Origin of the sequence: Vibrio cidicii (assembly GCF_009665415.1) — a bacterium.
In the GTDB taxonomy this organism is placed as follows: Bacteria; Pseudomonadota; Gammaproteobacteria; order Enterobacterales; family Vibrionaceae; genus Vibrio; species Vibrio cidicii.
In genome coordinates this window covers 1,244,649-1,267,864 of sequence record NZ_CP035922.1, presented here as the reverse complement: position 1 = coordinate 1,267,864, position 23,216 = coordinate 1,244,649, and the positions used below count along the sequence as shown (strand labels likewise).

The window sequence follows — 23,216 nt, the reverse complement described above, 5'->3', positions numbered from 1 at the left end:
TTATGATTGAATTAAAATATTAAGAGTTTGATGTTCGTCTTTTGCGTTATGAATATCTTCAATAAACTCTTCGCTAAATTTTCCGAATAATTCTTGAAGAACATAAATATGATGGTCTGCGCCGTTATCGGGTGAAGCAATCATGAAGAATACGGTCGGTTTTACGCCCTCTTCGTCGCCATACTCGATGCCTTCGCGCTTTACGCCAACGGCGATAGCAGGCTCTATTACTGCTTTGCTTTTTGCGTGCGGATAAGCGATGCCGTCCATTGAAGTGACGCTTAATGCTTCACGTGCTTCGATGTCGGTTAAAAACGCCTCTTTGCTACTGACTCGGTTATTTTCAAATAGCATTTGTGCCAGTTCTGCAAAAACTTCTTTTTTATTGTTCGCTTGGAGATTGCCTTTAATTAAATTGGCATTGGTGAGTTCTGTGATCATTTTTAGCTCATGACGTAAATAACGGATGAGCTAAAATTAGTTTATTCTTTAGGTAAGAGAAATAGCAAAAATAATTCAGTCGCTATACTTTTGTATCACACCGAATTAAGTGTGATGGGGTTCAATATCAACACTATTCTTATGATTAGTACCACTTGAGTTTTGTCCACTTGGTCTGTGCACTGTAAGCTTCCAATTGCGGACAAGGATTGACTAGATACGTGACGTCTGCGTATTGGCATAAAGGGAGATCGTTGATTGAATCGGTGTAGAAGTGGATCGTCACATCACTTCTATTTTCTGTTTTAAGCCACTCCTTTAAACGTGTCACCTTACCTTCTCGATAGCTGGGTATGCCGCTGATTTGTGTGCTGTAGCGATCGCCGTTGAGTTGTAAGTCGATACCGATGGCTTGTTTAATCCCTAAACGTTGTGCGACCGCTTTCACCAAAAAAGAGACGGATGCAGAGATGATGAGCATGTCGATGCCTTCTCGCTGTAACTGGGCGATCAGCGTTTTAGCTTGTGAGAACTGCTTGGGCAAGATGTCGCGTTCGACACACTCTGCGGCTAATGCGTGAACTTCTTCGATCGGCAAGTGGGTGAGCGGGGCGATGGTGAAGGCGAGATAATCTGCCATGTTCATTTTGCCTTGGTCGTAGAGCGCCATAAGCCTTTGATCCTCTTGGACAAAATTGGCGTCGGTGGCAATGCCTTTTTCTGCCAGAAAGGCGTTCCATATCATGGCACAATCACCATTGATCAAGGTCTTGTCGAGGTCAAATACGTACAAAGGGTTGGCCATTTTAAGCTCTCACTGGTTGAATTTCGTTAAGGTTGAACAGCAGTTCCAGTTGGCTGCCGCTGGCCAGTAGCCGTTCTGATGAGCGATTGAGCAAATCGACCGTGAGCTCACACTGATTGACGTTCACCTGATAGCGGATCACATTGCCGAGCAACTGGTGACTTTTAATCACCCCAGTTTGCGGCGCAGAAATGTGTTGGCCGTACTGTCGGCCGGGCTCTCTAACATAAATCGACTCAGGGCGAATCGCCACTTTCCATTCGGTGTCGAGATTAAACAGACGTTTTGCTTGGCTCGCATCAACCAGATTGTAGTGGCCCATAAATCCGGCGACAAACTCATTGACCGGATGGGTGTAAATCGCTTCCGGCGTGCCTGCCTGCACTATCTCACCTTTATTCATCAGGAAAATGCGGTCTGAGAGGATCATCGCCTCTTCTTGATCGTGAGTGACAAAGATAGTGGTCAGGTTCATCTCTTTCTGAATATCGCGGATCTGCTGACGCAAGTGTTTACGGATTTTGGCATCCAGCGCAGAAAGCGGCTCATCGAGTAACAGAATGCGGGGTTTTACCACCAAGGCGCGCGCCAGTGCTACGCGTTGACGCTGTCCACCAGAGAGTTGATGCGGGTAGTGCTGCTCTTTGCCATTGAGTTCCACCAGCTCAATCACTTTTGCCACTTCACGTTGGATAGCATCAGCCGGCATCTTCTGCATTTTCAGTCCAAAGGCGATATTACCGGCCACGGTCAAGTTGGGAAACAGCGCATAGGATTGAAACACCATGCCGATACCACGCTGCTGCGGTGTTTGCTGAGAGATGTTTTCTCCGTTGACCCAGATCTCGCCATCATCCAGGCTTTCTAAGCCAGCCAGGCTGCGCAACAGAGTCGATTTGCCACAACCACTAGGGCCAAGCAGAGTGACAAACTCGCCTTGTTCAATCTGAAACTGAATGTTTTCAAACACCTTGTTATCGGCAAAATATTTGGTGAGTTGATTGGCGGTAACGTAGCTCATGAGTGAGTTCCTCGGCTAAAACGACTGGCGAGCCAAGTCAGTAAAAAGATAAATAGGAAATAGGTCATCACCAGCGCGGAGGTAAAGTGGCCGCTAGTCTGGCGCATGTTGTACAGATAGATCTGCAAGGTTTCATAGCGGGTGCCCACCAAAATATTGGCAAAGACAAATTCCCCCAGCAGGAATGAAAAAGAAAGAAACAGCGAAGCCATCAACCCCTTCTTGAGATTCGGCAACACCACCAGCAAAAACGCTTGCGTGGTGCTTGCACCGAGCAGGTGAGCGGCGTCCATCAGATCGCGCAGATGGATAGCGGCGAAATTGTTGGCAATGGCGCGATACATAAAAGGCAGTGCAATGGTGAAGTAAGTGCCCACTAAAATCCAAGGCGTGCCAACCAGTGCAATCTCGCTGTCTGCATAGAGCTGCAAAAGACCGACCGAAGAGACCACCGGAGGCACAGCAAAAGGCAGTAAGATGAGTATATTCATCACCTTGTCGAGTTTAGGAAAGTAGTAGAACACCACGAAAATCGCGGGCAACACTAACACCACACTTAATAGTAGTGCTGAGAGACAGATAAAGAGCGAACGGCTAAAAGCATCGAGAAAACGCTGATCGCTGAGCAGCTTAATGTACCAGTCCAAGGTAAATCCGTCCGGCAAAATGGTCGCTCCCCAGCGTGATGAAAGCGAGTACACTAAAGTCGCGACAATCGGGATCAGCATCAAACCGACCACAGTGGTGACCACGGCTTGGTCAAAAGTGCGCTTATGCTTGTGCATCTTGCTTTCTCCCTAGGTAACTTTTGCTGATCAACCACTGGTTGATGACGGTAATCAGCGCTAAAAGCACCATCACGAGCACTGAAATGGCCGCCGCGAGATTGGGCTCAAGAAACAGATCGCCCGACACTAAGCTAGCGATGCGGATGGTGATCAAATTGTAATTACCGGAGGTGAGCGCATAAACGCTGGCGTAGGCACCAATCGCGTTGGCGATCAGAATAATGAAAGTGCCCAGCAGCGCAGGTGACAGGACCGGCAGCGCTATTTTGAGCCAATATTGCCAAGTTTTTGCTCCCAGCAGAGCGGCGGCGGCCTGCCAATCGTCGCTCAGTGCGTCGAATGCGGGGTAGAGCAGTAAGGTCGCAAGGGGGATCTGAAAGTAGATGTAAATCGCCAGCAATCCCCATTTGCCGTACAAGTCAAACTCGCCCAGCAAGCCATATTGTTTCAGCAACAAAGTGAGCGCGCCGTTGGTGCCGAGAATAATGATGAAAGCGAAGGAGAGCGGCACACCAGCAAAGTTACTGCTCATATTGGTAAAGGCGATCACACCATCGCGTAGCACACTATTGACTCGGCGCAGCGAGGAAACCAGAAGAGTGGCGATGGCTAAACCAATCAGGCTAGACCAAAACCCCAACCAGATACTGTTAGTAAAGGCTTGACGCATGAACGCCGAATCAAGAATTTCAACATAGTTCTCTAACGAGAGGCTTTCTTCGTAAATAAAGCTGTTGCAAAGCACCCAAACCATCGGGGCCAGTTGGAACAGATAAAAAAACAGTGCAAATGGCGCCAACCATAATGCGGGTTTAAAACGAGAAAATCGGCGAAGCGTGGCGTGCTTGGTGGCGGATTTACTCTGAGGAATAACAGAACTGCTCATAGTGCTAATAGTGCCTGAGGATAAGGTTTTTGGTGATCAAGGCCAAGTAACTGGCAGACGGCACCACAAAGCTCGGTTTGTTGGATGTCACACTCGCGGTGGCTAAAGTGCTCGCCAAGTACAAATAAAGGAACTTCACGCTCCTCGCGCAAAATGCCGCCGTGGGAGAGGTCGTTGTTCATACCGTGATCGCTCGTGATGAGGACTTGATAGCCGGCGGTAAGCCAAGTATCGAGATAATGAGACAAATAGCCGTCGGCCATGCGTGCACTGTTACGGTATTGGCGTGAATCTAAACCATGTTTGTGGCCCATGTCGTCAATGTTCATTGGATGGATCAGCAAGAAGTCGGGCTGATAGCGGCGGCGTAGATAGTCGCCATCGAGAAACAAAGCTTCATCAGGGTAGTGATCCCAATGATAAAAACAGCCGTGCTGGATGTTGAGGCTGTCATCGTGGGTGAAGCGATCGCGCACAGCATCATAGGGAGCGCGATTGTACAGTTCACTGACCCAGTGATAAGCCGCCGCTGCGGTGACTTTGCCCTGATTTTTCGCCAAGCTGAAAATCGATTCCTGCTGCGAAAGGCGCACAATCTGGTTATGCACGATACCGCTGTCGACAGGCCGAACGCCAGTAAGTAAGCACTCGTAGAGCGGGCGAGAGAGTGACGGGAGTTCACAGTGCAGTTTATAAAGCGTTGCGCGTTGCTGTTCTATCAGGCCATTCAGGTAGCCCATGCAGTCTTGGGCTACCTGATAGTTGAGTCCATCTAGAACAACCAAGATCACTTTGCTGTTCATGAAAAATGGCCTCTTATTGTTGGTGGATCAGAACGCTTTCTTGCCATTGACGCGGCAGTTTACGCGCCGATTTTTCCCACGCATTGAAATCTTTTACCGGGTGCACGTTGCTGTACTGGTCATTCGCAATCAGTTTATCTTGCACCGATCTTGGTAGAGTGACGTTACTGCGAATAGGGCGTGCGTAGCCTTCGGCAAGGTTGATCTGGCCCTGATCACTGAAGATGTACTCACGTGCCAACTTGGCTGCATTCGGGTTTTTTGCGTACTTGTTGATGATGGTGGTGTAGCCAGAAATAACCGAACCGTCTTGTGGAATGTTTACGCTAAAGCGTGTGCGGTCAATTTGGTCACGGTAGTTGAGCGCGTTGAAGTCCCACAAAATGGCCACTTCCACTTCGCCTTTTTCAAGGTTGGCAATGCTTGGGTCGGTAAACGATAAACGCCCCTGTTTAGCCAGCTTAGCGAAGAAGTCCAGTGCTGGTTTGAGGTTACTTTCGTCACCGCCGTTGGCAAACGCCGCTGCTAACACCGCGTTATTGGCTTGCGCTGCAACACCGACATCACCAACCGTCACTTTGTAATCCCCTTTTAGGATATCATCCCAAGATTTAGGGGCATTCTTCACCAAGTTATTGTTGGAAATAAAAGAGATTGTGCCAGTGTAGGCCAGAGCCCAGTGGCCCTCTTTGTCTTTCGCCCAATTCGGAATGTCGTTCCAAGTGGTCGGTTTGTAGGGCTGAGTGACGCCCTTTTTGACCGCAACACGAGCAAAAGCAAAACCGACATCACCGATATCTGCGGTGGCGTTTTTCTTCTCTGCTTCGAACTTGGCGATCTCTTGCGCCGAGCTCATGTCAGTGTCTTGATGTTTCAAGCCATAGTTCGTTTTTAAGTCTGTCCAAGTGCCTTTCCAGTTGGCCCAACTGTCTGGCATCCCGACACTGTACACCGCCCCTTCTTTTTGTGCGGCTTCAATCAGAGATTGCAAATCCGCTTGTTTTGCCATGACGTGCGTCGATAGCGAAGCGGCGATCAGCGTAACCGATACCGCCGTAGAACGACTAAGCAAAGTTTTCATTGTCTCCATCCTTTTGGACTAGGTCAGTAAGTTCGTTTTTTATCCTAGGGAGGGAGTGTGACGATTTAGCGCAAGTTGTTTGACAGTTTTGTGTCGTTTCGGTTGCGCTAAGAGGCTGAGAGGAAAGGAGGTATCGATACGGCGCGTTGAAATGTCATTGGGAAATCCATCGACATCTTTTTGCTTGATCAGTCTAACAATACCAGTATTGAAGATAGATATTCCTCATAGATATCCTACATTTAATAAATAAATCAGGTAGAAAGTGGATCTTGTCGATGAATGTTAAGCCCCTTTTAATGTGTGTTCTCTTGCCGTTTTCCATTGGTGCTGAAGAAATTACCTTTGGCATTGTTCCTCAGCAATCGGCAACCACGTTAGCGAAGCGCTGGGGGCCGATATTACGAGCGGTTTCAGAATCGACAGGCCATGAGATTGTGTTTCGTACCACTAAAGACATTCCCGAATTTGAAAAACAGCTGCTAAGGGGTGAGTTTGACATCGCTTACATGAACCCTTACCACTACACCGTTTTTCATCAAACGCCCGGTTACAAGGCATTTGCTAAACAGAAAGACAAAATGATTCGAGGTTTGATCGTGGTGCAAAAGGGCAGTGCGCTGGATAACATCAGTGAGCTGAATGGCAAGATGGTGGCTTTTCCTTCGCCAGCGGCGTTCGCAGCCAGTGTTCTGCCTAAAGCGGCGCTAGAACAACGCGGCATTAAAGTGAAACCTATGTATGTCTCTTCACATGATTCTGTTTATCTTAATGTGGCCAGGGGAGTGGTTGAGGCGGGTGGTGGAATAGAGAGAACATTAAATAATATTCAGCCAGAAGTGCGAGAGCAGCTAGCGGTACTGTGGCGAAGTGATGCTTACACTCCCCACGCGTTTGCCTATCATCCGAATTTATCGATAGAGGTTGTGCAGCAGATTCAAACCGCGCTTATTGAATTGGCCGATACAGAAGAGGGCGCCATGCTGTTAAAGGCGATCAATTTCAGCGGTATCGCCGCCGCAAAAGATGAAGATTGGGACGATGTCCGCGCCCTCAATATCACCTCTTTAGAACACTTAATGAACTAGAAGGTCAAGATGTCACTTAGGTTAAAAACGATCATAGGTGTTGCACTAATTGAGGCCATTGCGCTGGCGATCTTGGTATCCTTAACTTTGAACTATTTGAAAACCACTAACTATGACGGCCTCAATCAACGGGTTATTTCAACCACGCGCTTGCTGGAATATACAGTCAAGAATGCGGTGCTGTCCTACGACTTAGCGACCATTGAATCACTCACCCAAGAGCTGGTCACTGAAAGTGACATTGTCTACGTTGCGGTATTTGGCGAGGGAGGACAGCTGCTCTCAGAACAAGGTCAAACCCCAAGCGGTTACAGTGTACGAATTTTAGAAGAGTCCTCCAAACAGGTAAAAGATGGCATATTTGATGTAAAACAAGACATTAGAGAGGCGGGAATCACCTTTGGTTCGGTCTGGCTTGGCTTTGACATGACGAAACTGAACAGCCAGATCAAGGAAGCGCAGAAATGGACTGCCATTATTGTCTTGGGTGAAATGTCTTTGGTGGCCTTGTTTTCCTATATTTTGGGGGCTTATTTGACGAAGCGTTTGACACAACTGAGAGATGCCGCAGACCAAATCGCGAATGGTCACAGAGAAGTCGATTTGAATATTGCGGGCAAAGATGAGGTTTCTACCGTATCTCAAGCCTTTATGAATATGGTGGAAAGGCTTGCCATTTCGGAGAAGAAAGCCGTTCAATATCAACAGCAGCTTGAACAAGCCAACGAATCTTTGGAGAGCAAAGTGGCGCAAAGAACGCAAGCCTTGCTTGAGTCGAATAGAAAGCTAACAAAGTTGAATCAAGAACTTAAATCGACGCAAGAGAAGCTAGTGGAATCGGAAAAGATGGCCTCAATTGGTACTATGGCGGCGGGCTTTTCCCATGAAATTAATAACCCTATTGGTGTGGTTAATAGCAATTTGCAAGTGAGCCTTGAATATCTTTCCATTTACCAAGATTGGATCGCTTTACTGAAAGAGCCGGATAAAGTGGTTGATTCAGAAATGCTCAAAAAGTGGGAAAAAAACCACCATGTACAATATCTTCATGAGGATTTTAAAGCATGTCTTCTGGAGACCAAGCAGTGCGTTGATCGAGTGAAAGGTTTGGTCGATGCATTGCAGAAATATTCGGCTAATAATCATGAAGGTCGCCCAGACTTTAAACCAATCGAGCTGTTTGAGTTAGTTCATCAAGCGCTGTCAAACATACAAGTTGCAAATAATGTAGAAATAAATATTCATTCATCCGTGACTAAAGCGCCTCTCTTATTAGGCTCGGAAAGTGAATTGGTTAAACTTTTTATTGAACTGTTCAAAAATGCAGTTAATTCGTGCTCTTGCTTGAAAGAGAGAAGTGGACATATTCAGATTAAGGCGAAGCAGATGGACAATTCCTGCCTTGTCGATATTGAAGACAATGGTGTTGGAATAAAAAGTGAGTGGTTGAAGCGTTTGTTTGATCCCTTCTTTACCACAGCAGAAGTTGGGCATGGGATGGGCTTGGGGCTAACCTATTGCTACGATATTATTAAGCATCATAAAGGTGAAATTGAAATTAAAAATAGGGAAGAGCATGGTGTTGTTGTTACGCTCACTCTTCCCTGTGTAACGAAAGAAAACAGCCAATAACTCAGATGTTCAATATTGCTCTTAGTTAGTAAAAATTAGATAAAGATGGCTAAAGGCAGGTGAGTTTCTTTCTCTATCTCTTTTAATTTCTCGAGAATATGGTACGTAATTTTACTGCCCGCGGTGAGCATCAACTTGCCGTTGGGTAGATATAAATCTTCCTTCAAAACACTGCCCACTTTGAGTTCTTCGAGACTGACGCAGCGATCAATATCAATGTCAGCCATCTGCTTCTCAGCGAATTTGATAAACAGATCCGCGATATCTGGATCAAACATTTCACCAGCTTGGCTTTTAATAAATAATCTCGCACTTTTGGTTTTCATCCGATGGGGATTACGCATATTAGCGACAAGAAAATCGTAGCTTTTCACTATCTTCAAGATACGTGCACCCACAGGAATTGCGTTCGCCTGCAGGTGATCTGGTGTACCTGTCCCATCAAAGTGTTCGTCTTGATGGCGTATGATCTCTACGAGAGGTTGAAAACGTTTTATCTGACTGATGAGCTCAGCGCCAACCACGGGGTTGCAATGTGGAAGGTGAGGAAGCTCTTTATTTTGCTCTTCATTTTGTTCTAAGTTGATTTCTACAGGCTCCTCTTCAACGGAGCGAATTAAGCCTATCTCATGCAGTAAACCAGCGAGATAAATATGCGAGATTTCACTGTCACTGAGATGGAGCTTTTTGGCGATTGCTCGAGATATCTCAGCGATGCGTAAGCTGTGTTCGTTATTGTTGCCCGTTGCGCGTTGAATAATCGCAGAGAGCGTCGCTAAGATATCTTTAAAGGTTTGGGTGCGATTATTGAGCAACGCTTGTAATTTCTTGTTGGCTAACTCCAACATTTCTGTACGCTCTTTCACTTTTTCTTCGAGATTTTGATTGAGCTCTTCTAGCTCAACATTTTTCACGGCCAATGCAGCCGTCAGCTCTCGCTTCTCTTTTTTCAACTGAAACAACTCGACTGCCTTTGCGATGGTTTCTTTAAGCAGTTGATTGTCCCAAGGTTTGGAAAGGTAGGTGTGTATACCACCTTCATTGACGGCTCTCACCGTAGACTCCATATCACTGTAACCCGTCAGCAAAAAGCGGATCGAATCTGGGCTGCGTTCACGCGCTAAACGAAGAAATTCAGCGCCATCCATTTCCGGCATGCGCATGTCAGAGATGATGATCGGCGGTTGGTCTTGATCAAGATAAGCGAGCGCTTCTGCTCCACTTGTAAAGCTCACCACGTCGTAATCGAATCTCAACACTCGAGTGAGAGATTTGAGAATATCTGCTTCGTCGTCGACCAGCAGAATAGCCAGTTTTTCGCTTTCTTCAGAACTATCAAGGGGATCTTTTTCTGCCGTATCGTTCATAAATGATTCCTTAATAACTAGCGAGGAACTTTAAAAAATCGTCACCAGGTAGTGGAGGACTGACCCAATATCCTTGTATTCGCGTACAGCCATGCTCTTTTAAATAATTATACTGAAATTTATTCTCCACCCACTCGGCAACGATAGACATATTGAGTGACGTTGCGCTATCTGTGATGGATTTCAAAATAACGTCATCGGATTCGCTTTCTCCTAAAGAGCGTATGAAGCGACCATTAATTTTAACCACATCAAAAGGGATTTCTTTTAGCGATTCAAAGCCAGAATAGCCCGTGCCAAAATCGTCAATTGCGCTATGCACGCCAGCGGTTTTCAGTAGTTTGATCTGTTCACTCATCCTAGAAAAAGAGATGATTTTCTCTGTCTCTAGAATTTCAAGTTCTAACAGCTCTGTCCCTGCAAGCCACTCACCGCTTTCATTGTGCAGACACTGTTTTACGTAGCCGGACTCAACTTGCGCGGCAGTGACATTCACGCTAACACGGATTGCAAGCTGTTGTTGTTTGAGCCGCGCGATCAACTGGAGCGACTGATTAAGCATGCGCTCGGTTAATTTATCCAATAAATCATATTTTCCCATCAGTGGTAAGAACTGTGCGGGGTTTAGAATATGCCCATGTTCTCCTTTTTGACGGGCGAGTGCTTCACAGCAATCAATTTTACCCGTTCTTAGGTTTAATTGAGGCTGAAAATAAGCGACGAAATTATTTGAACGAAGATCTTTGATAATCAATGATAATTCGGAAAATTCTCTCACTCTCTCATTCGGTGACTGATCGTTTAGCCAGTAAGTATGATTATCGATGGGTGATATGTCGAGTTTTCTTCGGGCAATTTCTTCTGCGCAAATTGTATTCCACGAGTAGGCGTCACTTAGGTAAATACTGACTTGAATACGTGCTTTGCTTTTTGATGATGGAAAATTTGATTCCTCTAGATTAAAGATTAACTCGTATCCTGAGTGATGGTATTCAACAAAGGTAAAAAATTTATCTTCATAACGATACCACACGAGCTTTTCTGATTTAGGAATGGCCTTGGCGATATCATGAATAAAGTCATTCGCTTCCATGACGCCATATTGGTCATTAAATTTTTGCATGGATTGAATATCTAGCATCACTAATAACCAAGGTTTACAGCGATACTCTTTTATTTTTTCAATATGATTATTTAAAGCAAAAATATTTTTAAGTTGAGTGAGTCTGTCTCGGTTTCGTGTTTTACTTTGGATATCCAGCACCTCTTCGATGACCGACGTGAGTTCATCATTGTCCCAAGGTTTTCCTAAATATCGTGTCAGTGCACCGGTATTAAAGGCATTGGTCACCCGCTCAAAATCTGCTTGCCCTGAGAGCATGATGGTGGCTACCTCAGGAAAGTCGGATTTTATTCTTGCCACCAGTTCTGAACCGTCCATTTCAGGCATTCTAAAGTCGGTAATCACCAGATTAATATTTTGATTTTGCTTTAAAATCTCAATGGCGCTTGCTCCTGACTGAGCAGTATAGATGTGCCCAACCTTTCGTCGTAATTGTCGTTCTAAAGACTTTAGGATCAGCGGTTCGTCATCGACAAGGAGTATTTCTGCATAATCGATCATAAGTGTTCATCCATCTGCTACTTCGAAGCATCCTGCTGTGGATTTTGATTGATAGGGAGTAGAATCGTAAAGGTTGAGCCTTTACCTACTTCACTCTCAACTTCGATTTTCCCTTTGTGCTTGGCGACTATGCCGTAAGAGACGGATAACCCCAATCCTGTGCCAGAGCCAACTGGTTTAGTGGTGAAAAAAGGATCAAAAATAGAACTTAGAATTTCTTGTGGAATTCCACTGCCTGTATCGGCAATTTTAATCGATACAAAATCATCGTCGTGTTTATCGAGGAAAATAGATATTTTCCCTTTTCCTTCGATCGCATGACAGGCGTTGACAAGTATATTAAGGAAAACTTGATTTATTTGCATCGGTTGGCAATACACTTCTGGAACGTCTTTAGAAAAGTGTTTCTCTACCTCAATATTGTACTTTACTTCGTTGTTTATTATTTTAAGTGTCGATTCTAGGCCGTTCTCTAAATTGCTGTAATTCCACTCAGAACTGTCAATATGAGAGAATTCTTTTAGGTTTTTAACAATAGCCATGACACGACTTGATCCTTCCAAAGATTCTTGAATAAGATCAGACAGATCGTCGAGAATATAGTCGAGATTGATCTTCTTTTCCGCTTTCTCTTTGATCTCTATAATATTTTCAATCTCACAACTATTTATTAATGTGTTTAGCTGTTGAATATGATTTTTTACTGTCGAAAAATAATCATCTAGTGTTTGCAAATTAGAAGTAATAAAGCCGATTGGATTATTGATCTCATGGGCTATTCCAGCCGAAAGTTGACCAATCGAGGCCATTTTTTCTGACTGTAACAACTGGCTTTGTGCCTGCTTGAGCTTATTTAGGGCATCTTCGAGTTGATGCTGCTCATTGTTCAGTTTGACGGTCAACTCTTTTAAGGAATGGTGTTGAGCGGCTTGCAGGGTGACATCATGGATACAAAGGCAGACGTGTTCCAAAGAGCCGTCGTCACTGTGAATAGGCAGAACCTCAATATTTTGAAACATTCGGTCTTCAGAGCCAGAAATCGGTCGAGAAGTGTAAAAAGGCAAAACATGGGGAGCCTGTTCCCAAGATGAGAAAGTGGGTGACTCAATCATAAAGGCAGTATCAATCTTCCGTTTGAGGAAATGCTGCGATTCTGGATATTTCTCTAACAGATTTTGGCCGACTAACTCATTCGTGGTCACTTTCGAACGCGTGACAAAATACTCGTTGACCATGGCTATGGTGTAGTCACGACGAACGATGCAAATCGCCACAGAGAGCTGATCCACCAGATCGGAGAGCATCAATTTTGACTTGATATTCGACATGTTTTTACCTGCTATATCCATGCATCTAGCTTCTCAATCACTTGACTAAAGCCACTGTCTGCAAAGCAAATCACGGTTTTGGTTTCGAACTCAAAGGACTCAATGAGAAACGAGACCTGCAAAATGATTGTGTGCTGCCATTTGTCTTTTGGCAGTGTGAAATCGTCAGGTTCCAAGATAACCGGTGGTTGAACTCTCGCTTTAAGCTCGATCTGGTTACACAATCCTTGAATACTGGCACCCGAAAGGATGTTGGATACTTCCAAAAGGCAGTCGGCGAGGAGGTTGTCGGAGAGGTTATCGTCACCCTCAAGACGCCACATATTTTTTGCCAGCTCCTTGCCCCCTTTTCGGCTGAGAAGGGTCAGTACCTCGCCTTGCATTTGGCCAAAAAATGACTGCTGGGTGTAATAGTACTCTTGGTTTTGCTTTAGAATGTTGTTGAGCTCTTCATGAGAGGCAATGCTGATATTGGGAACCGTGAGCGTAACGTGCAAGTTGAGTAAGTTGGCCAATTTATTGGCCGCTTTGCCCATTGATATGTTGAGAAATTCTTTTAGCGAATCTTCATGGTCGGGCGTAAATGCATGATTCATAGTAAACCGACCCCCTTTAGAACGGACTCTAGTTCTTGTGCCTCTAAAGGCTTTTGTAGAAATTTAACCGCACCCAACTCCAGTGCTTTTTGCTGTGAAGTGGGCTGAATATCGGCACTAATGACAAAAACGAAATTTCTCGCGGCAATTTTCTTCAATTCGGCTAACACCATAAAACCATCCATCACGGGCATGGTTAGGTCCAAAAACATTACGTCGGCTTTACCATCTAAATAGAGCTGAATCGCCTCTTGGCCATTTTGCGCTTCATGAAGATTTTCTTTAAATTGCTCAGGCAGCGCTCGTATAACTGCTTTTCGCGACATTTTTGAATCATCGACCACAGCAACAGATATCGACATAACACTCTCCTTAAGACGCATCGGCTAAAATAGATTGAATGACATTTTTATAGTGGTCAGGTAAGGAGAGCAAAAATGCCTCCATACTATTGCTTGCTTCAGCCTCCATCCAGCGCATGGCGAGCAATAAAACTTGGCTATCGATATTTTCGTCATTTAAGGTTTGCTCCCCCCCGATGCGCAGGATGCTCTCCGCCATATCAACGCTGTAGCCCCACAAAATCAGTATATAACTGCAGATCACGAGGCTGTCTTTGTAGCCGCACTCAAACGAGTAGAACGCTTCAAATTGATCAGGCTCTGCGCCTTTTTCCAGTAATACCAGCTCTCCAATCGAGCAAAGTAACGTCATGAGGTAGATCTTTTCTTGTTCACGGGAAGGCAAGTTGAGACGTTCAGACAGCACTTTGCTTTTTTCTGCTGCGTTGAGATAGCGGTTGACGATTTGTTGGTGAACAAGCGAATCGAGATGTTTAAAGCTTTTCTGTGTGAGCATAATGCTGGCAACCGCCTCGACCATCGCCAAGCCAAGACGTCTGATAGACTCACTCAGTGAGCTTGTTCTGACCTGAAAACCGAGATAGGCCGAATTGGCGAGTTGTACCAGCCTTGCTGCCAATGTTGGTTCTCTGTTCACCAGATCTGACACGTCTTGTATCGATGCTTCCGGGCGAAGGATGCATTGGCGAATTTGCAAAATACTGCGAGGCAACACTGGCAGATCTTCTATTTCTGCAAGTTTGGCTCGACATGCGGTGGAGAAGGGCATCTGTTTTAGTCGCTCGGCACTATTGAGCACATGGACGAAGTCTTCCTCCGAAAAAGGTTTGGGAAGCATGAAGTGTACCGAGGAGTTAAGTAGTGCGCTGGCTTCTTTGCTGGTGTCGCCAGTGATTAGCGCGCGGATGGAATTGGGGTAGGCTTGGCTGGCCTGTTTTAAAAGCTCGTCTCCTTGGAGGTTTGGCATCAGCAGATCACTGATGATGAGCTCGGGTTCCTGAGCGACTTCTGCTGCCGCTTCTTGCCAGCATCGAGGATCATTGACTAAGGTGAAATGCCAATCCGGACGTAGACGACGCAGCATCCTGCCTGCTGCTTTCAGCATCAACTCATCGTCATCAATGAACATCACGTGTAAGGCTGAACCACTCATTACTACCTCTAAAGTCTTAGATTATCATACAGATAAGCCGTGTATTGCTTTTAGCATAGACTACAAATTGAGCGGTTGAGAACACGATCATCACATTTGTGAAATCTGTATGGAGGTCAGCAGCGAAACGACGGTGATTGCACAACTCAACCTAGCGTCATATTTCTGTTATCTGCTCGCTTTACCTTATGAAAGAAAAACGCAATGGACTAGATCAGCAATGAGCACTCAAGAAACCACTCAGCTAGGCAGGATAAAAAGCACAATTCGCGCACAGATCAACGCCGGAGTATGGTTTCAAGGGCAAAAGTTGCCCTCGGAGCGCGAACTGAGTGGGCTTTTTGCTACCACTCGTATCACCATCAAAGACGCTTTGGTTTCACTGGAAACGGAAGGGCTGATATACCGTGAAGAACGTCGTGGTTGGTATGTCTCACCGGAGCGCATTTGCTACAACCCGCTTTCTCGTTCGCATTTTCATCAAATGGTGCGAGATCAGCATCGTATTGCTGAAACCCGTTTGCTGCATGTGAACTGTGAAATGGCGTGCGGAGAGTACGCCAATATGTTGGAGGTTGAGACAATCACGCCAATTTACGTGATTGAACGGCTGCGTTTTATTGATGGCCGTGTGGTGCTGTTTGTGGAAAATGTCCTCAAAGCAGCCTTGTTTCCCACTATCTTGCAGGAGAATCTGACGGGCTCCTTAACGGGGCTCTATCGGCAAAAATATGGTTACGAGACTCGCCGCTCACGCTTTGAGGTGGTGCCGACTTCTGCGCCAGCCCACGTAGCTAAAGCGCTCAATTTGGCGCAAGGACAGCCTGTACTCAAGATATGTCGAGTCAACTATAAGCAAGATGGTGAGCTAATTGACTGCGAGTTTGAATATTGGCGCCCCGATGCGGTGATGATTCGCATTGATAGTCTGAACGAGTAGTTACTCATCATCCGTTGGTAACTGATTGGCAGGGTCGACAATTTGGTAATATTCACCACTGTCAAATAGCGCTTTGAGTCCTTTGCTGAATACTTGGCTTAGATGCTCGCTTCTTTGTAAATCTGCTCTAGTAAACAGAATATGCATATAGTCTTCACTGAGCGCTTTTGGGTGTACCATTATCTGCGCTGCCGCCGAAGGCTCTAGTAATGTTTTGATCAAATACTGACCACGCTCTAGCCCCGCAGGATAGGTATCCACGCGCTGCTTACCCAGTTTGATGATGCTGCCGCCATCTTCGTTATCAATATCTGGTGTAATCCCCAGTTTTTGCAACAAAGCGGTGGCGGCGTAGTCCTGAGTCGCGCCGATACGATACTTTTTCAGGTCCTCTACGCTGTGCCAGTCAAACTGGCTGCTCTTATGATAAAAAAAGACAATGTGTTGAGTGAAAAAGGGCTTTGAATACAAAAAAATGGTTTGCCGTTCTGGTGTCATCATCCATGGGAATGAACCATCGTAAGCCCCACTTTCAGCATATTTGTAGGCTCGGCTCCAAGGGAAATAATCCAATTCGACTTGATAGCCTTGATTGGCAAAGGCAGCGCGCACAATGGTTTCTGCGACTTTGAATTCAGGATTATCTTGGCGGCTAGTATAAGGTTCCCAATCTCCAATGGCGAAACGAACAGTCTTGTTCTCCTGTATAGCCCAACTGGCTGACGAGCAAATCAAACACAGTAGTGCGAGTATCCGTTTGCACATTCTTTAGCCCTTTCTCACGCCATGTTTCCCTTAACTTTAGTCTATTCTGTGCGGGTGGCGTACTTTTCAGCGAGTAGCTGCGCACTGATTGGCCGTTCAATCAAATAGCCTTGCAAAATATCGCAGCCATACTCTTGGAGCCTTTGACGCTGTGCCTCGGTCTCTACCCCTTCAGCGACTACGCGCATGTTTGAAGAGCGGGCGATGGCGATAATCGCTTTCACCAAAGAATCGCTCTGTTCAGAATTGAGCATTTTGTCGATGAAGACTCGATCAACCTTGATTTCATCAAGAGTGAGGTGGCTCAGATAACTCAGCGAGGAGTATCCGGTGCCAAAGTCGTCGAGTGAGATGGTGAAGCCAAGCTCTTTGAGTTGCTCAATGATCGGTTTGACTTTTGGCATGTCATTGATCAGCACGTTTTCGGTAATCTCCAGCGTAATGCGATGGTTAGCGATGCGGTAACGTGTCACGGCCTCCGTGAGCTGTGTGACGAAAGCGTCGCTGATCAGTTGCATCGGCGAGATGTTGATCGACAAGGTTAAGTCAGAATCGCTATCCGGAAAGAGCTGGCTTATCTCTTCGCAGGCGCGATGGATGACAAACTGTCCCAATTGGTTGATAAGGCCAATTTCTTCAGCCAGCGAGATAAATTCAATTGGTGACACATGTCCTAATTGCGGATTGTGCCAGCGAAGTAAACTCTCTACGCCGTGCAACCTACCGCCTTGGGTTTCAACTTGCGGTTGATAAACCACAGAGAGTTCACCACGTTCAATTGCGCCGCGCAGTTCACGCTCAAGTAAGAAATCATGCTGGACTTGCAAGTTGATACTGCTATCAAAAAACAGCACATCGCCTTTTTGTCGTGCTTTGGATTTATAGAGCACGATATCGGCTTTGGAAATCAGTTCTTCAGGGTCGTGGCCGTCAGACGGATACATAGCAACGCCAATCGAACAACTGGTGAAGATGACTTTGTTGTCGATGACGAATTGCTGACGGAAAACCTGTTTGATCTTTTCCACTTTTTGTTGGGTTTGCGCCAAGTTGTCGAGGCAAGGGAAACAGAAAATAAATTCATCACCGCCAAAACGTGCGACGAAATCGCCTGGTTCGAGGAATGCCTCAAATTTCTTGCCTATTTCGCTTAGCAAGCGATCACCTGCCGAGTGACCATACAGGTCGTTCACTTTCTTGAAATCATCCAGATCGACGAACATCACCGCCAATTGACAGCATTTCTGCTCCGATTTTTCAATACCTTCACGAATGTGCTCATGGAGCAAAGAGCGGTTGGGTAGACCAGTTAATTCATCGTGGCGGGCGATGTATTCCAGTTGGTCTTTGGTCTGTTTTAACTGTTTGAAATCTTGATTGATGCGCCGCTGGAAGCGCTGGAAGCGTTTGGCGATCACACGGCTTAACCCCAGTGAAAATAGCGCGACAAACAAAATGGTCGCACTGCCCAGTGTCGCCATTTGCCTAAAAGTACTTTGCCCTTCACTTTTCGCTTGCAACTCTCTTTGCTTGAGGTAGTTGTGGCTGACTTGCTCATACACTCCCGAGCCGATGGTCCAGCCCCATGCTGGGATTTGAATGACGTAACTGGTTTTGGTGCGATCATCCAAACCCGATGGCAAGTAGGCCGCTTGATAGGTTACAAATTGGTGGTCGGCTTTGGCAAGACGCGCAGCATCCGAGGGGCTTGATTCGCTCTCCCCTTGCAGGGCGTTGCGACCAATCAAGTTCGGGTCGATGTGCGATAAGACTGTGCCTTTTTCGTCCATCACAAACACGTAGCCATAATCACCAAAACGTAGGTTGTTTATCCATTTGAGAACAGTGGCTTTGATGTCGTTTTCCACATCGACCACATAATCGCCGGTACCGATGAACCAGTCATAAGGTGCGAAATACTTGCCAAAACCGATCTTCTCAAACTCGTGATTTTTATTGTCGGGTTTGACAAACCACCAGCGGTAAAAGGCTTCGTCATTCGCCTTCACCTGTTCACCCATGTCACGCACGATGTAGCTGCCACGCACGTCTCTAAAATCCCACAAAGAGGTGCCTTCGACTTTAGGCAGCAGCGGGTGCATGATGCTCATACCGTCAATTTTGTAGATGAAAAAGTAGCCCCGGCCTTGATTGAAGCGAATGTCACGCAGTGCGTCGGTAATCATTTTCGTCACGGTGGCTTCAGGGAGATGGCGGTTGCTTTCGTAGATGCGCGTGGCAATTTTGTGCGCTTCGTAAATACGTTCACGGATGGTGTTTTCAAGCTGTTCTTCGGTGAGCTCGCGTGCGTAGTCGACTTGCTGGGCGACGTATTCGACCTGACTGGTGAGCTGAGTGCTTTGTCGTTGTTGGAAATCGGCGCGCAGTGAAATCAATTCCTGCTCGGAATGCAACATTACGTCGCGAACGGACAACGCCGTCCATAGCAAGGCAAAAACAGCGACAATGGCGGCGGGCGCATAGGTGATGAGGGTCAGCAGTTTTTTATCCGTGAGCTCTGCCATAAACCATCCTTATCTCAACAAAGCGGGTGAGTCATAGTAACAAAGTGATTAGAAAATGCGTTATTAATAATGATAATAATCACTTCAAAGTTGTTAAGATCCAGTTTTTATTCAATAAATACATTTTATTACAGTGAGTAGTGTGCGATTAGTGTAGGTGATCTAATTCATATTTTAGTCTGTTTATAAAACCAATATCCTGAGTGATAGGCGGAGTCGTTTCTTATTGATGGTTCTGTGCTTAATGGGGCGGCATCTGTTATTTTTGAAGTCCGCCGCAAATCCCCTTGCGTTGACAAAACCATGAATATCGGACTCTCCCTTCTGGCTACACTGGCGCTCTCTAGTAGTAGCCAAATAGCAGGTTGTACGTATGTCTCTGTGTTCTCCAGCATCCGAAGTGTTATCCAATGTCAGTTTAAATGGTGAGTGGCGGCTTACTTCACCTCAGCGGCCAGAAATCTCTGTTCCGATGACCCTTCCCGGCGACAATGTTTCTGCCTTGTTTGCCGCAGGGGTGATTGTCGACCCCTATTGGGGAGACAATGAAAAGCAGGTCCAATGGATTGCAGAGGTTGATTGGCATCTTGAACGCACCGTTTGGGTTGATGACGCTATGTTGGCCTCACAAGCGATTTGGTTGAGCATGACTCGGGTCGATACCTTCATGACTCTGTACATCAATCAAATTGAAGTGCTGACGTGCAGCAACATGTTTGCGCGTCATCAAGTCGATATTCGTCCTTTTCTGCGAGCGGGCGACAATCATCTCTGTGCGCAGTTTTATCGTGTTGATCTGAAAGCCAAACAGCGTGCCGAGCGTCTTGCATTCCCCGTCCCCTCTGCGATGGGAAACAACCAGTTACCCCATATGAATTTAGTACGGAAAACACAGTGTCATTCAGGTTGGGACTGGGGAATATGTTTGATGGTGTCGGGCATCTATGATGCCATCGAGTTGCAAGTGATTAATCAAACTTGGCTGAAAACCCTCTCCACCGAGCAGAAATGGCTTGACGATGGCAGCGTCAAAGTGACCCTGATCGCCGAGGTTGAAACCACGCAGCCGATACAATTGTATTTCAGCCTGGCAGAGCAAGAGTGCCAGATAGAAGTGCAAGACGGTGGCTCAGTGCAATGCTCGTTTGTGGTGAGTTCTCCCCAATTGTGGTGGCCAAATGGTTACGGTGAACAACCGCTTTACCGTGCGCAAGTGCGCTTTGCTGAGCAACGATTGGAGCGGTTGATCGGTTTACGCCAGTTGCAGCTTAATAGACAAGAAGATGAGATTGGTTCAGCGATGGAATTTGTGGTCAATGGCGTGCCAATTTTTGCCAAAGGGGCCAACTGGATCCCACTTGATGCAATGCCCGCTCGAGAAACACCAGCGCGTTATCGCCAAAGGTTGCAAAGTGCGGTAGACGCCAACATGAATATGATCCGCGTTTGGGGCGGTGGCCAATATGAAAGTGAACTCTTTTATCTGCTGTGTGACGAGCTGGGTTTGCTCGTATGGCAAGACATGATGTTTGCTTGTTCGCTCTATCCAAGTCATGAGGCGTTTTTGCGTGACGTGGAACAAGAGATTGCTTATCAAGTCCCACGATTGCGCGAACATCCTAGTGTCGCCCTTTGGTGCGGGGACAACGAAGTGATTGGCGCTATTGGTTGGTACGAGGAGTCGCGAGCCAACAGAGTGAAGTATACGGTGAACTATGACCGTTTGAATCGCCATATTGAACAACATGTGCTGGCACTTGATGACACACGTGCATTCTGGCCAAGTTCTCCATGCAATGGGGAGCTTGATTTTGGTGATGCTTGGCACGACGACAATAAAGGCGATATGCATTTCTGGGATGTGTGGCACTCAGGTAAATCATTTAGTGCTTATCAAGCCATTAATCCGAGGTTTTGCTCTGAATTTGGTTTTCAATCTTGGCCATCATTGGCGGAGGTAAAAGCCTTTGCGCCAGCACACGATTGGAATATCACCTCACCGACGTTTGAAACGCACCAAAAAAACCCGCGAGGCAACAGCATCATCACAGAGATGTTTACGCGCTATTTTCGTTTCCCTAGTGGTTTTGAACAAATGCTTTATTTAAGCCAAGTTCAGCAAGCCATGGCGATAAAAACGGCAAGTGAACATTGGCGATCTATTTCTCCCATTTGTCGCGGTATCCTTTATTGGCAACTGAACGACAATTGGCCAGTGAGTTCTTGGTCCAGTATTGAATACAGTGGGCGTTGGAAGCAGTTGCACTATCAAGCCAAACGCTTTTTTGCACCGATCCATGCGGTCTTTTCTTCACACACTGGCGTGCTGAGTTTGCATCTGCTCAATGATAGCCGACGTTGTTCCAATGTGTCTGGGGCGGTCAGCTGGATGAACTGGCAAGGAGAGGTGCTACACAGTTGGCCACTCACGTGTCAGATGAACGCCAATAGCAATCAGATAGTGTGGCAAGATAGGTTGAATTTGGCGCAATCCAACGAGGGCTTTTATTACGTCGAGGTGCAGGGCGAAGGTGAGACGATCATCAATACTTGGTTTGCTACTCATGAGCTCAAAAAGTTACCTATGAAAGAAGCCTGTATTGAGGTGAAAATCGACGCGGATGAAATTACCCTGATCGCGAACAACCCGGCATTTTATGTGCATTTAGAATGTGACACGTCTGGACGATTTAGTGATTCCAGCTTCACTTTACTGCCCGGTAAAGCGGTGACGATCCGCTTTTTGGGGGAAGACAAAGAGGCGATGGCAGATTCGCTACGGGTTTACCATCTAATGCAAAATTGACACTTTCCCTCAGTCTCGGCGTTGGTTCGCCTTGACTGAGGGGCGTTTCATTTTATCATAAAAGGCGTTTTGTTTGGCGTGCCTCCTTCTCAGCGACCAAACCGTAGGGAATAGAGGAAAATACCTTTGGATTGCTCGTCACCGTTGGCGCTGCATTCACTTGCTGCCAATCGAGCAGCATGATGGCCAATACATTGCGGTGTTCGCCACTTTTCAGATCGAAATCGCCAGAGACAGAGGGAATCATCCCCTTATCGTGATTAATAGAAGCCTGAATTGCTTGACGAGTTTTTTCGACAACCGGATCGTCTTCTAGCCCAGCAAGCAGAAAACTAATACCGACTTCGGCGATGATGTCCTCTTTCGCCCGGATCAATATGGTGTCAATATTGGCGCGAAAATAGTCGTAAATCCACTGATGCTGCTTTTCATCGACTTGATGCTGGTAATACTCAGAATCGGCAAAAATAATGTGCGTCATGCCATACAACTTGTTGCCATATTGCTGAGGTGAGAGTTTCTTATCACTGGTATCTGGATAGGTGTGCTGAAACGCCTGAATAAAATCATTTACCACATCCTGCTCACCAAGCTGCTTTAACCAGTAAACTTGATTTGCTAGCTGCGCAGCCCAGGCTTTGATCATGTCTGAGTCGGTGGCGTATTTTTTAAAATCATAGCGACGAATTACATCGCGCAGTTTGCTATCTTGCAGATGTGCCAGCCCATATTCATCAGCTCGAGCCATTGAGCCGATGAGATCAACGCCAAGATAAAGATACTCTGGCATATGCTTGGTTGCGGTATAACGTAATCTGCTGCGCTCATCGGTTTCGTCCATGTAGCCTGTTAGGCGCTTTTCTGCATAGAGAATAATCTGTTCAGGGGTGTGAACCTCTGCCGCAAAGTAATTGAGCCGACTAGCCACTCTGGCTAAATCGCTCCATACCGCCGCTGCGTATTTTTCATCCAGTGTTTGGCGAAAAAGTCGCAAACCATAGTGCCCCTCGACGTAGGCAGGCAGAGTATAAAGTTGACTTTCGTAGGTCGCTTTGATCTGCTCGGCGGATTGCTCAAAGCTCAGCGTGTGAGATTCTTCACTCGCACTGGTATGAAAGGCGATACAGGCCGAAACCAACACGGCCAAATATCCGATTTTAAAACGCATAACCTTGTCCTGTTATCACTTTGATAAATTGGACTTT

The 23,216-nt window shown here is 46.2% G+C and carries 20 protein-coding genes; 4 read left to right on the top strand and 16 right to left on the bottom strand.

What is annotated here, in order from left to right; all coding sequences use genetic code 11:
• From EWA64_RS21150 to EWA64_RS21120, 7 genes are all read right to left on the bottom strand, one after another.
• Window positions 1-441, bottom strand: a complete 441-nt coding sequence (locus tag EWA64_RS21150; protein WP_061894301.1) for a PTS sugar transporter subunit IIA — start codon at window positions 439-441, stop codon at window positions 1-3.
• Between the two features lie 145 nt (window positions 442-586).
• Window positions 587-1,246, bottom strand: a complete 660-nt coding sequence (locus EWA64_RS21145) for an HAD family hydrolase (RefSeq protein ID WP_061894302.1) — start codon at window positions 1,244-1,246, stop codon at window positions 587-589.
• A 1-nt stretch (window position 1,247) separates the two neighbouring features.
• A complete protein-coding gene (locus EWA64_RS21140; protein ID WP_061894303.1) occupies window positions 1,248-2,267 on the bottom strand; it encodes an ABC transporter ATP-binding protein in 1,020 nt (339 codons plus the stop codon).
• A complete protein-coding gene (locus tag EWA64_RS21135) occupies window positions 2,264-3,052 on the bottom strand; it encodes an ABC transporter permease (protein ID WP_061894304.1) in 789 nt (262 codons plus the stop codon). Before EWA64_RS21135 ends, EWA64_RS21140 begins: the two co-directional genes overlap by 4 nt.
• Entirely contained in the window at window positions 3,039-3,941 is a 903-nt protein-coding gene (locus EWA64_RS21130; RefSeq protein ID WP_061894305.1) for an ABC transporter permease, read from the bottom strand. Before EWA64_RS21130 ends, EWA64_RS21135 begins: the two co-directional genes overlap by 14 nt.
• Window positions 3,938-4,744 (bottom strand): alkaline phosphatase family protein, encoded by an 807-nt coding sequence (locus EWA64_RS21125; RefSeq protein WP_061894306.1) that lies wholly within the window; start codon window positions 4,742-4,744, stop codon window positions 3,938-3,940. The genes EWA64_RS21130 and EWA64_RS21125 overlap by 4 nt, the downstream gene beginning before the upstream one ends.
• A gap of 13 nt (window positions 4,745-4,757) precedes the next feature.
• A complete protein-coding gene (locus EWA64_RS21120) occupies window positions 4,758-5,825 on the bottom strand; it encodes an ABC transporter substrate-binding protein (protein WP_061894307.1) in 1,068 nt (355 codons plus the stop codon).
• 278 nt (window positions 5,826-6,103) lie between these two features.
• Between EWA64_RS21120 and EWA64_RS21115 the strand changes: the two genes are divergently transcribed.
• Together EWA64_RS21115 and EWA64_RS21110 are read left to right on the top strand one after the other, a co-directional pair.
• Window positions 6,104-6,913 (top strand): phosphate/phosphite/phosphonate ABC transporter substrate-binding protein, encoded by an 810-nt coding sequence (locus tag EWA64_RS21115; protein WP_052074272.1) that lies wholly within the window; start codon window positions 6,104-6,106, stop codon window positions 6,911-6,913.
• 9 nt (window positions 6,914-6,922) lie between these two features.
• Window positions 6,923-8,545, top strand: a complete 1,623-nt coding sequence (locus EWA64_RS21110; RefSeq protein ID WP_061894308.1) for a HAMP domain-containing sensor histidine kinase — start codon at window positions 6,923-6,925, stop codon at window positions 8,543-8,545.
• A gap of 35 nt (window positions 8,546-8,580) precedes the next feature.
• On the opposite strand, the gene nosR is transcribed toward EWA64_RS21110, so the two are convergent.
• From nosR to EWA64_RS21080, 6 genes are read right to left on the bottom strand one after another with little or no spacing between them, the layout of a single operon-like run.
• Window positions 8,581-9,912, bottom strand: a complete 1,332-nt coding sequence (gene nosR / locus EWA64_RS21105; RefSeq protein ID WP_061894309.1) for a response regulator c-di-GMP phosphodiesterase, NosR family — start codon at window positions 9,910-9,912, stop codon at window positions 8,581-8,583.
• Between the two features lie 10 nt (window positions 9,913-9,922).
• On the bottom strand, window positions 9,923-11,536 hold the full coding sequence (locus tag EWA64_RS21100) for a GGDEF/EAL-containing response regulator (RefSeq protein WP_061894310.1): 1,614 nt from the start codon (window positions 11,534-11,536) through the stop codon (window positions 9,923-9,925).
• 17 nt (window positions 11,537-11,553) lie between these two features.
• The gene (locus EWA64_RS21095) at window positions 11,554-12,885 is read right to left on the bottom strand and encodes a PAS domain-containing sensor histidine kinase (protein ID WP_244881450.1); all 1,332 of its coding nucleotides are present in this window, start codon (window positions 12,883-12,885) and stop codon (window positions 11,554-11,556) included.
• The gene (locus tag EWA64_RS21090; RefSeq protein WP_061894311.1) at window positions 12,876-13,460 is read right to left on the bottom strand and encodes a chemotaxis protein CheX; all 585 of its coding nucleotides are present in this window, start codon (window positions 13,458-13,460) and stop codon (window positions 12,876-12,878) included. The genes EWA64_RS21095 and EWA64_RS21090 overlap by 10 nt, the downstream gene beginning before the upstream one ends.
• Window positions 13,457-13,822 (bottom strand): response regulator, encoded by a 366-nt coding sequence (locus EWA64_RS21085; protein WP_039441266.1) that lies wholly within the window; start codon window positions 13,820-13,822, stop codon window positions 13,457-13,459. The genes EWA64_RS21090 and EWA64_RS21085 overlap by 4 nt, the downstream gene beginning before the upstream one ends.
• A 10-nt stretch (window positions 13,823-13,832) precedes the next feature.
• Window positions 13,833-14,975, bottom strand: coding sequence for an HDOD domain-containing protein (locus tag EWA64_RS21080; RefSeq protein WP_061894312.1), 1,143 nt, complete (start codon window positions 14,973-14,975; stop codon window positions 13,833-13,835).
• A gap of 220 nt (window positions 14,976-15,195) precedes the next feature.
• Here EWA64_RS21080 and EWA64_RS21075 point away from each other — a divergent pair, with 220 nt between their 5' ends.
• A complete protein-coding gene (locus EWA64_RS21075) occupies window positions 15,196-15,915 on the top strand; it encodes a UTRA domain-containing protein (protein WP_061894656.1) in 720 nt (239 codons plus the stop codon).
• Here the strand turns inward: EWA64_RS21075 and EWA64_RS21070 are convergent, their stop codons facing one another.
• Window positions 15,916-16,680, bottom strand: coding sequence for a substrate-binding periplasmic protein (locus tag EWA64_RS21070; protein WP_061894313.1), 765 nt, complete (start codon window positions 16,678-16,680; stop codon window positions 15,916-15,918). It abuts the gene before it with no gap.
• 41 nt (window positions 16,681-16,721) lie between these two features.
• Window positions 16,722-19,205, bottom strand: coding sequence for a bifunctional diguanylate cyclase/phosphodiesterase (locus EWA64_RS21065; protein WP_061894314.1), 2,484 nt, complete (start codon window positions 19,203-19,205; stop codon window positions 16,722-16,724).
• A gap of 373 nt (window positions 19,206-19,578) precedes the next feature.
• On the opposite strand from EWA64_RS21065, the gene EWA64_RS21060 reads away from it, so the two are divergent.
• Window positions 19,579-22,011 carry a beta-mannosidase gene (locus tag EWA64_RS21060; protein WP_061894315.1) on the top strand — a complete coding sequence of 811 codons (2,433 nt, stop codon included), beginning with the start codon at window positions 19,579-19,581 and terminating at the stop codon, window positions 22,009-22,011.
• Window positions 22,012-22,066: 55 nt separating this feature from the next.
• Here the strand turns inward: EWA64_RS21060 and EWA64_RS21055 are convergent, their stop codons facing one another.
• Window positions 22,067-23,179: a DUF3541 domain-containing protein gene (locus EWA64_RS21055; RefSeq protein ID WP_082796652.1), complete on the bottom strand. Its 1,113-nt coding sequence runs from the start codon at window positions 23,177-23,179 to the stop codon at window positions 22,067-22,069.
• Window positions 23,180-23,216 lie beyond the last annotated feature (37 nt).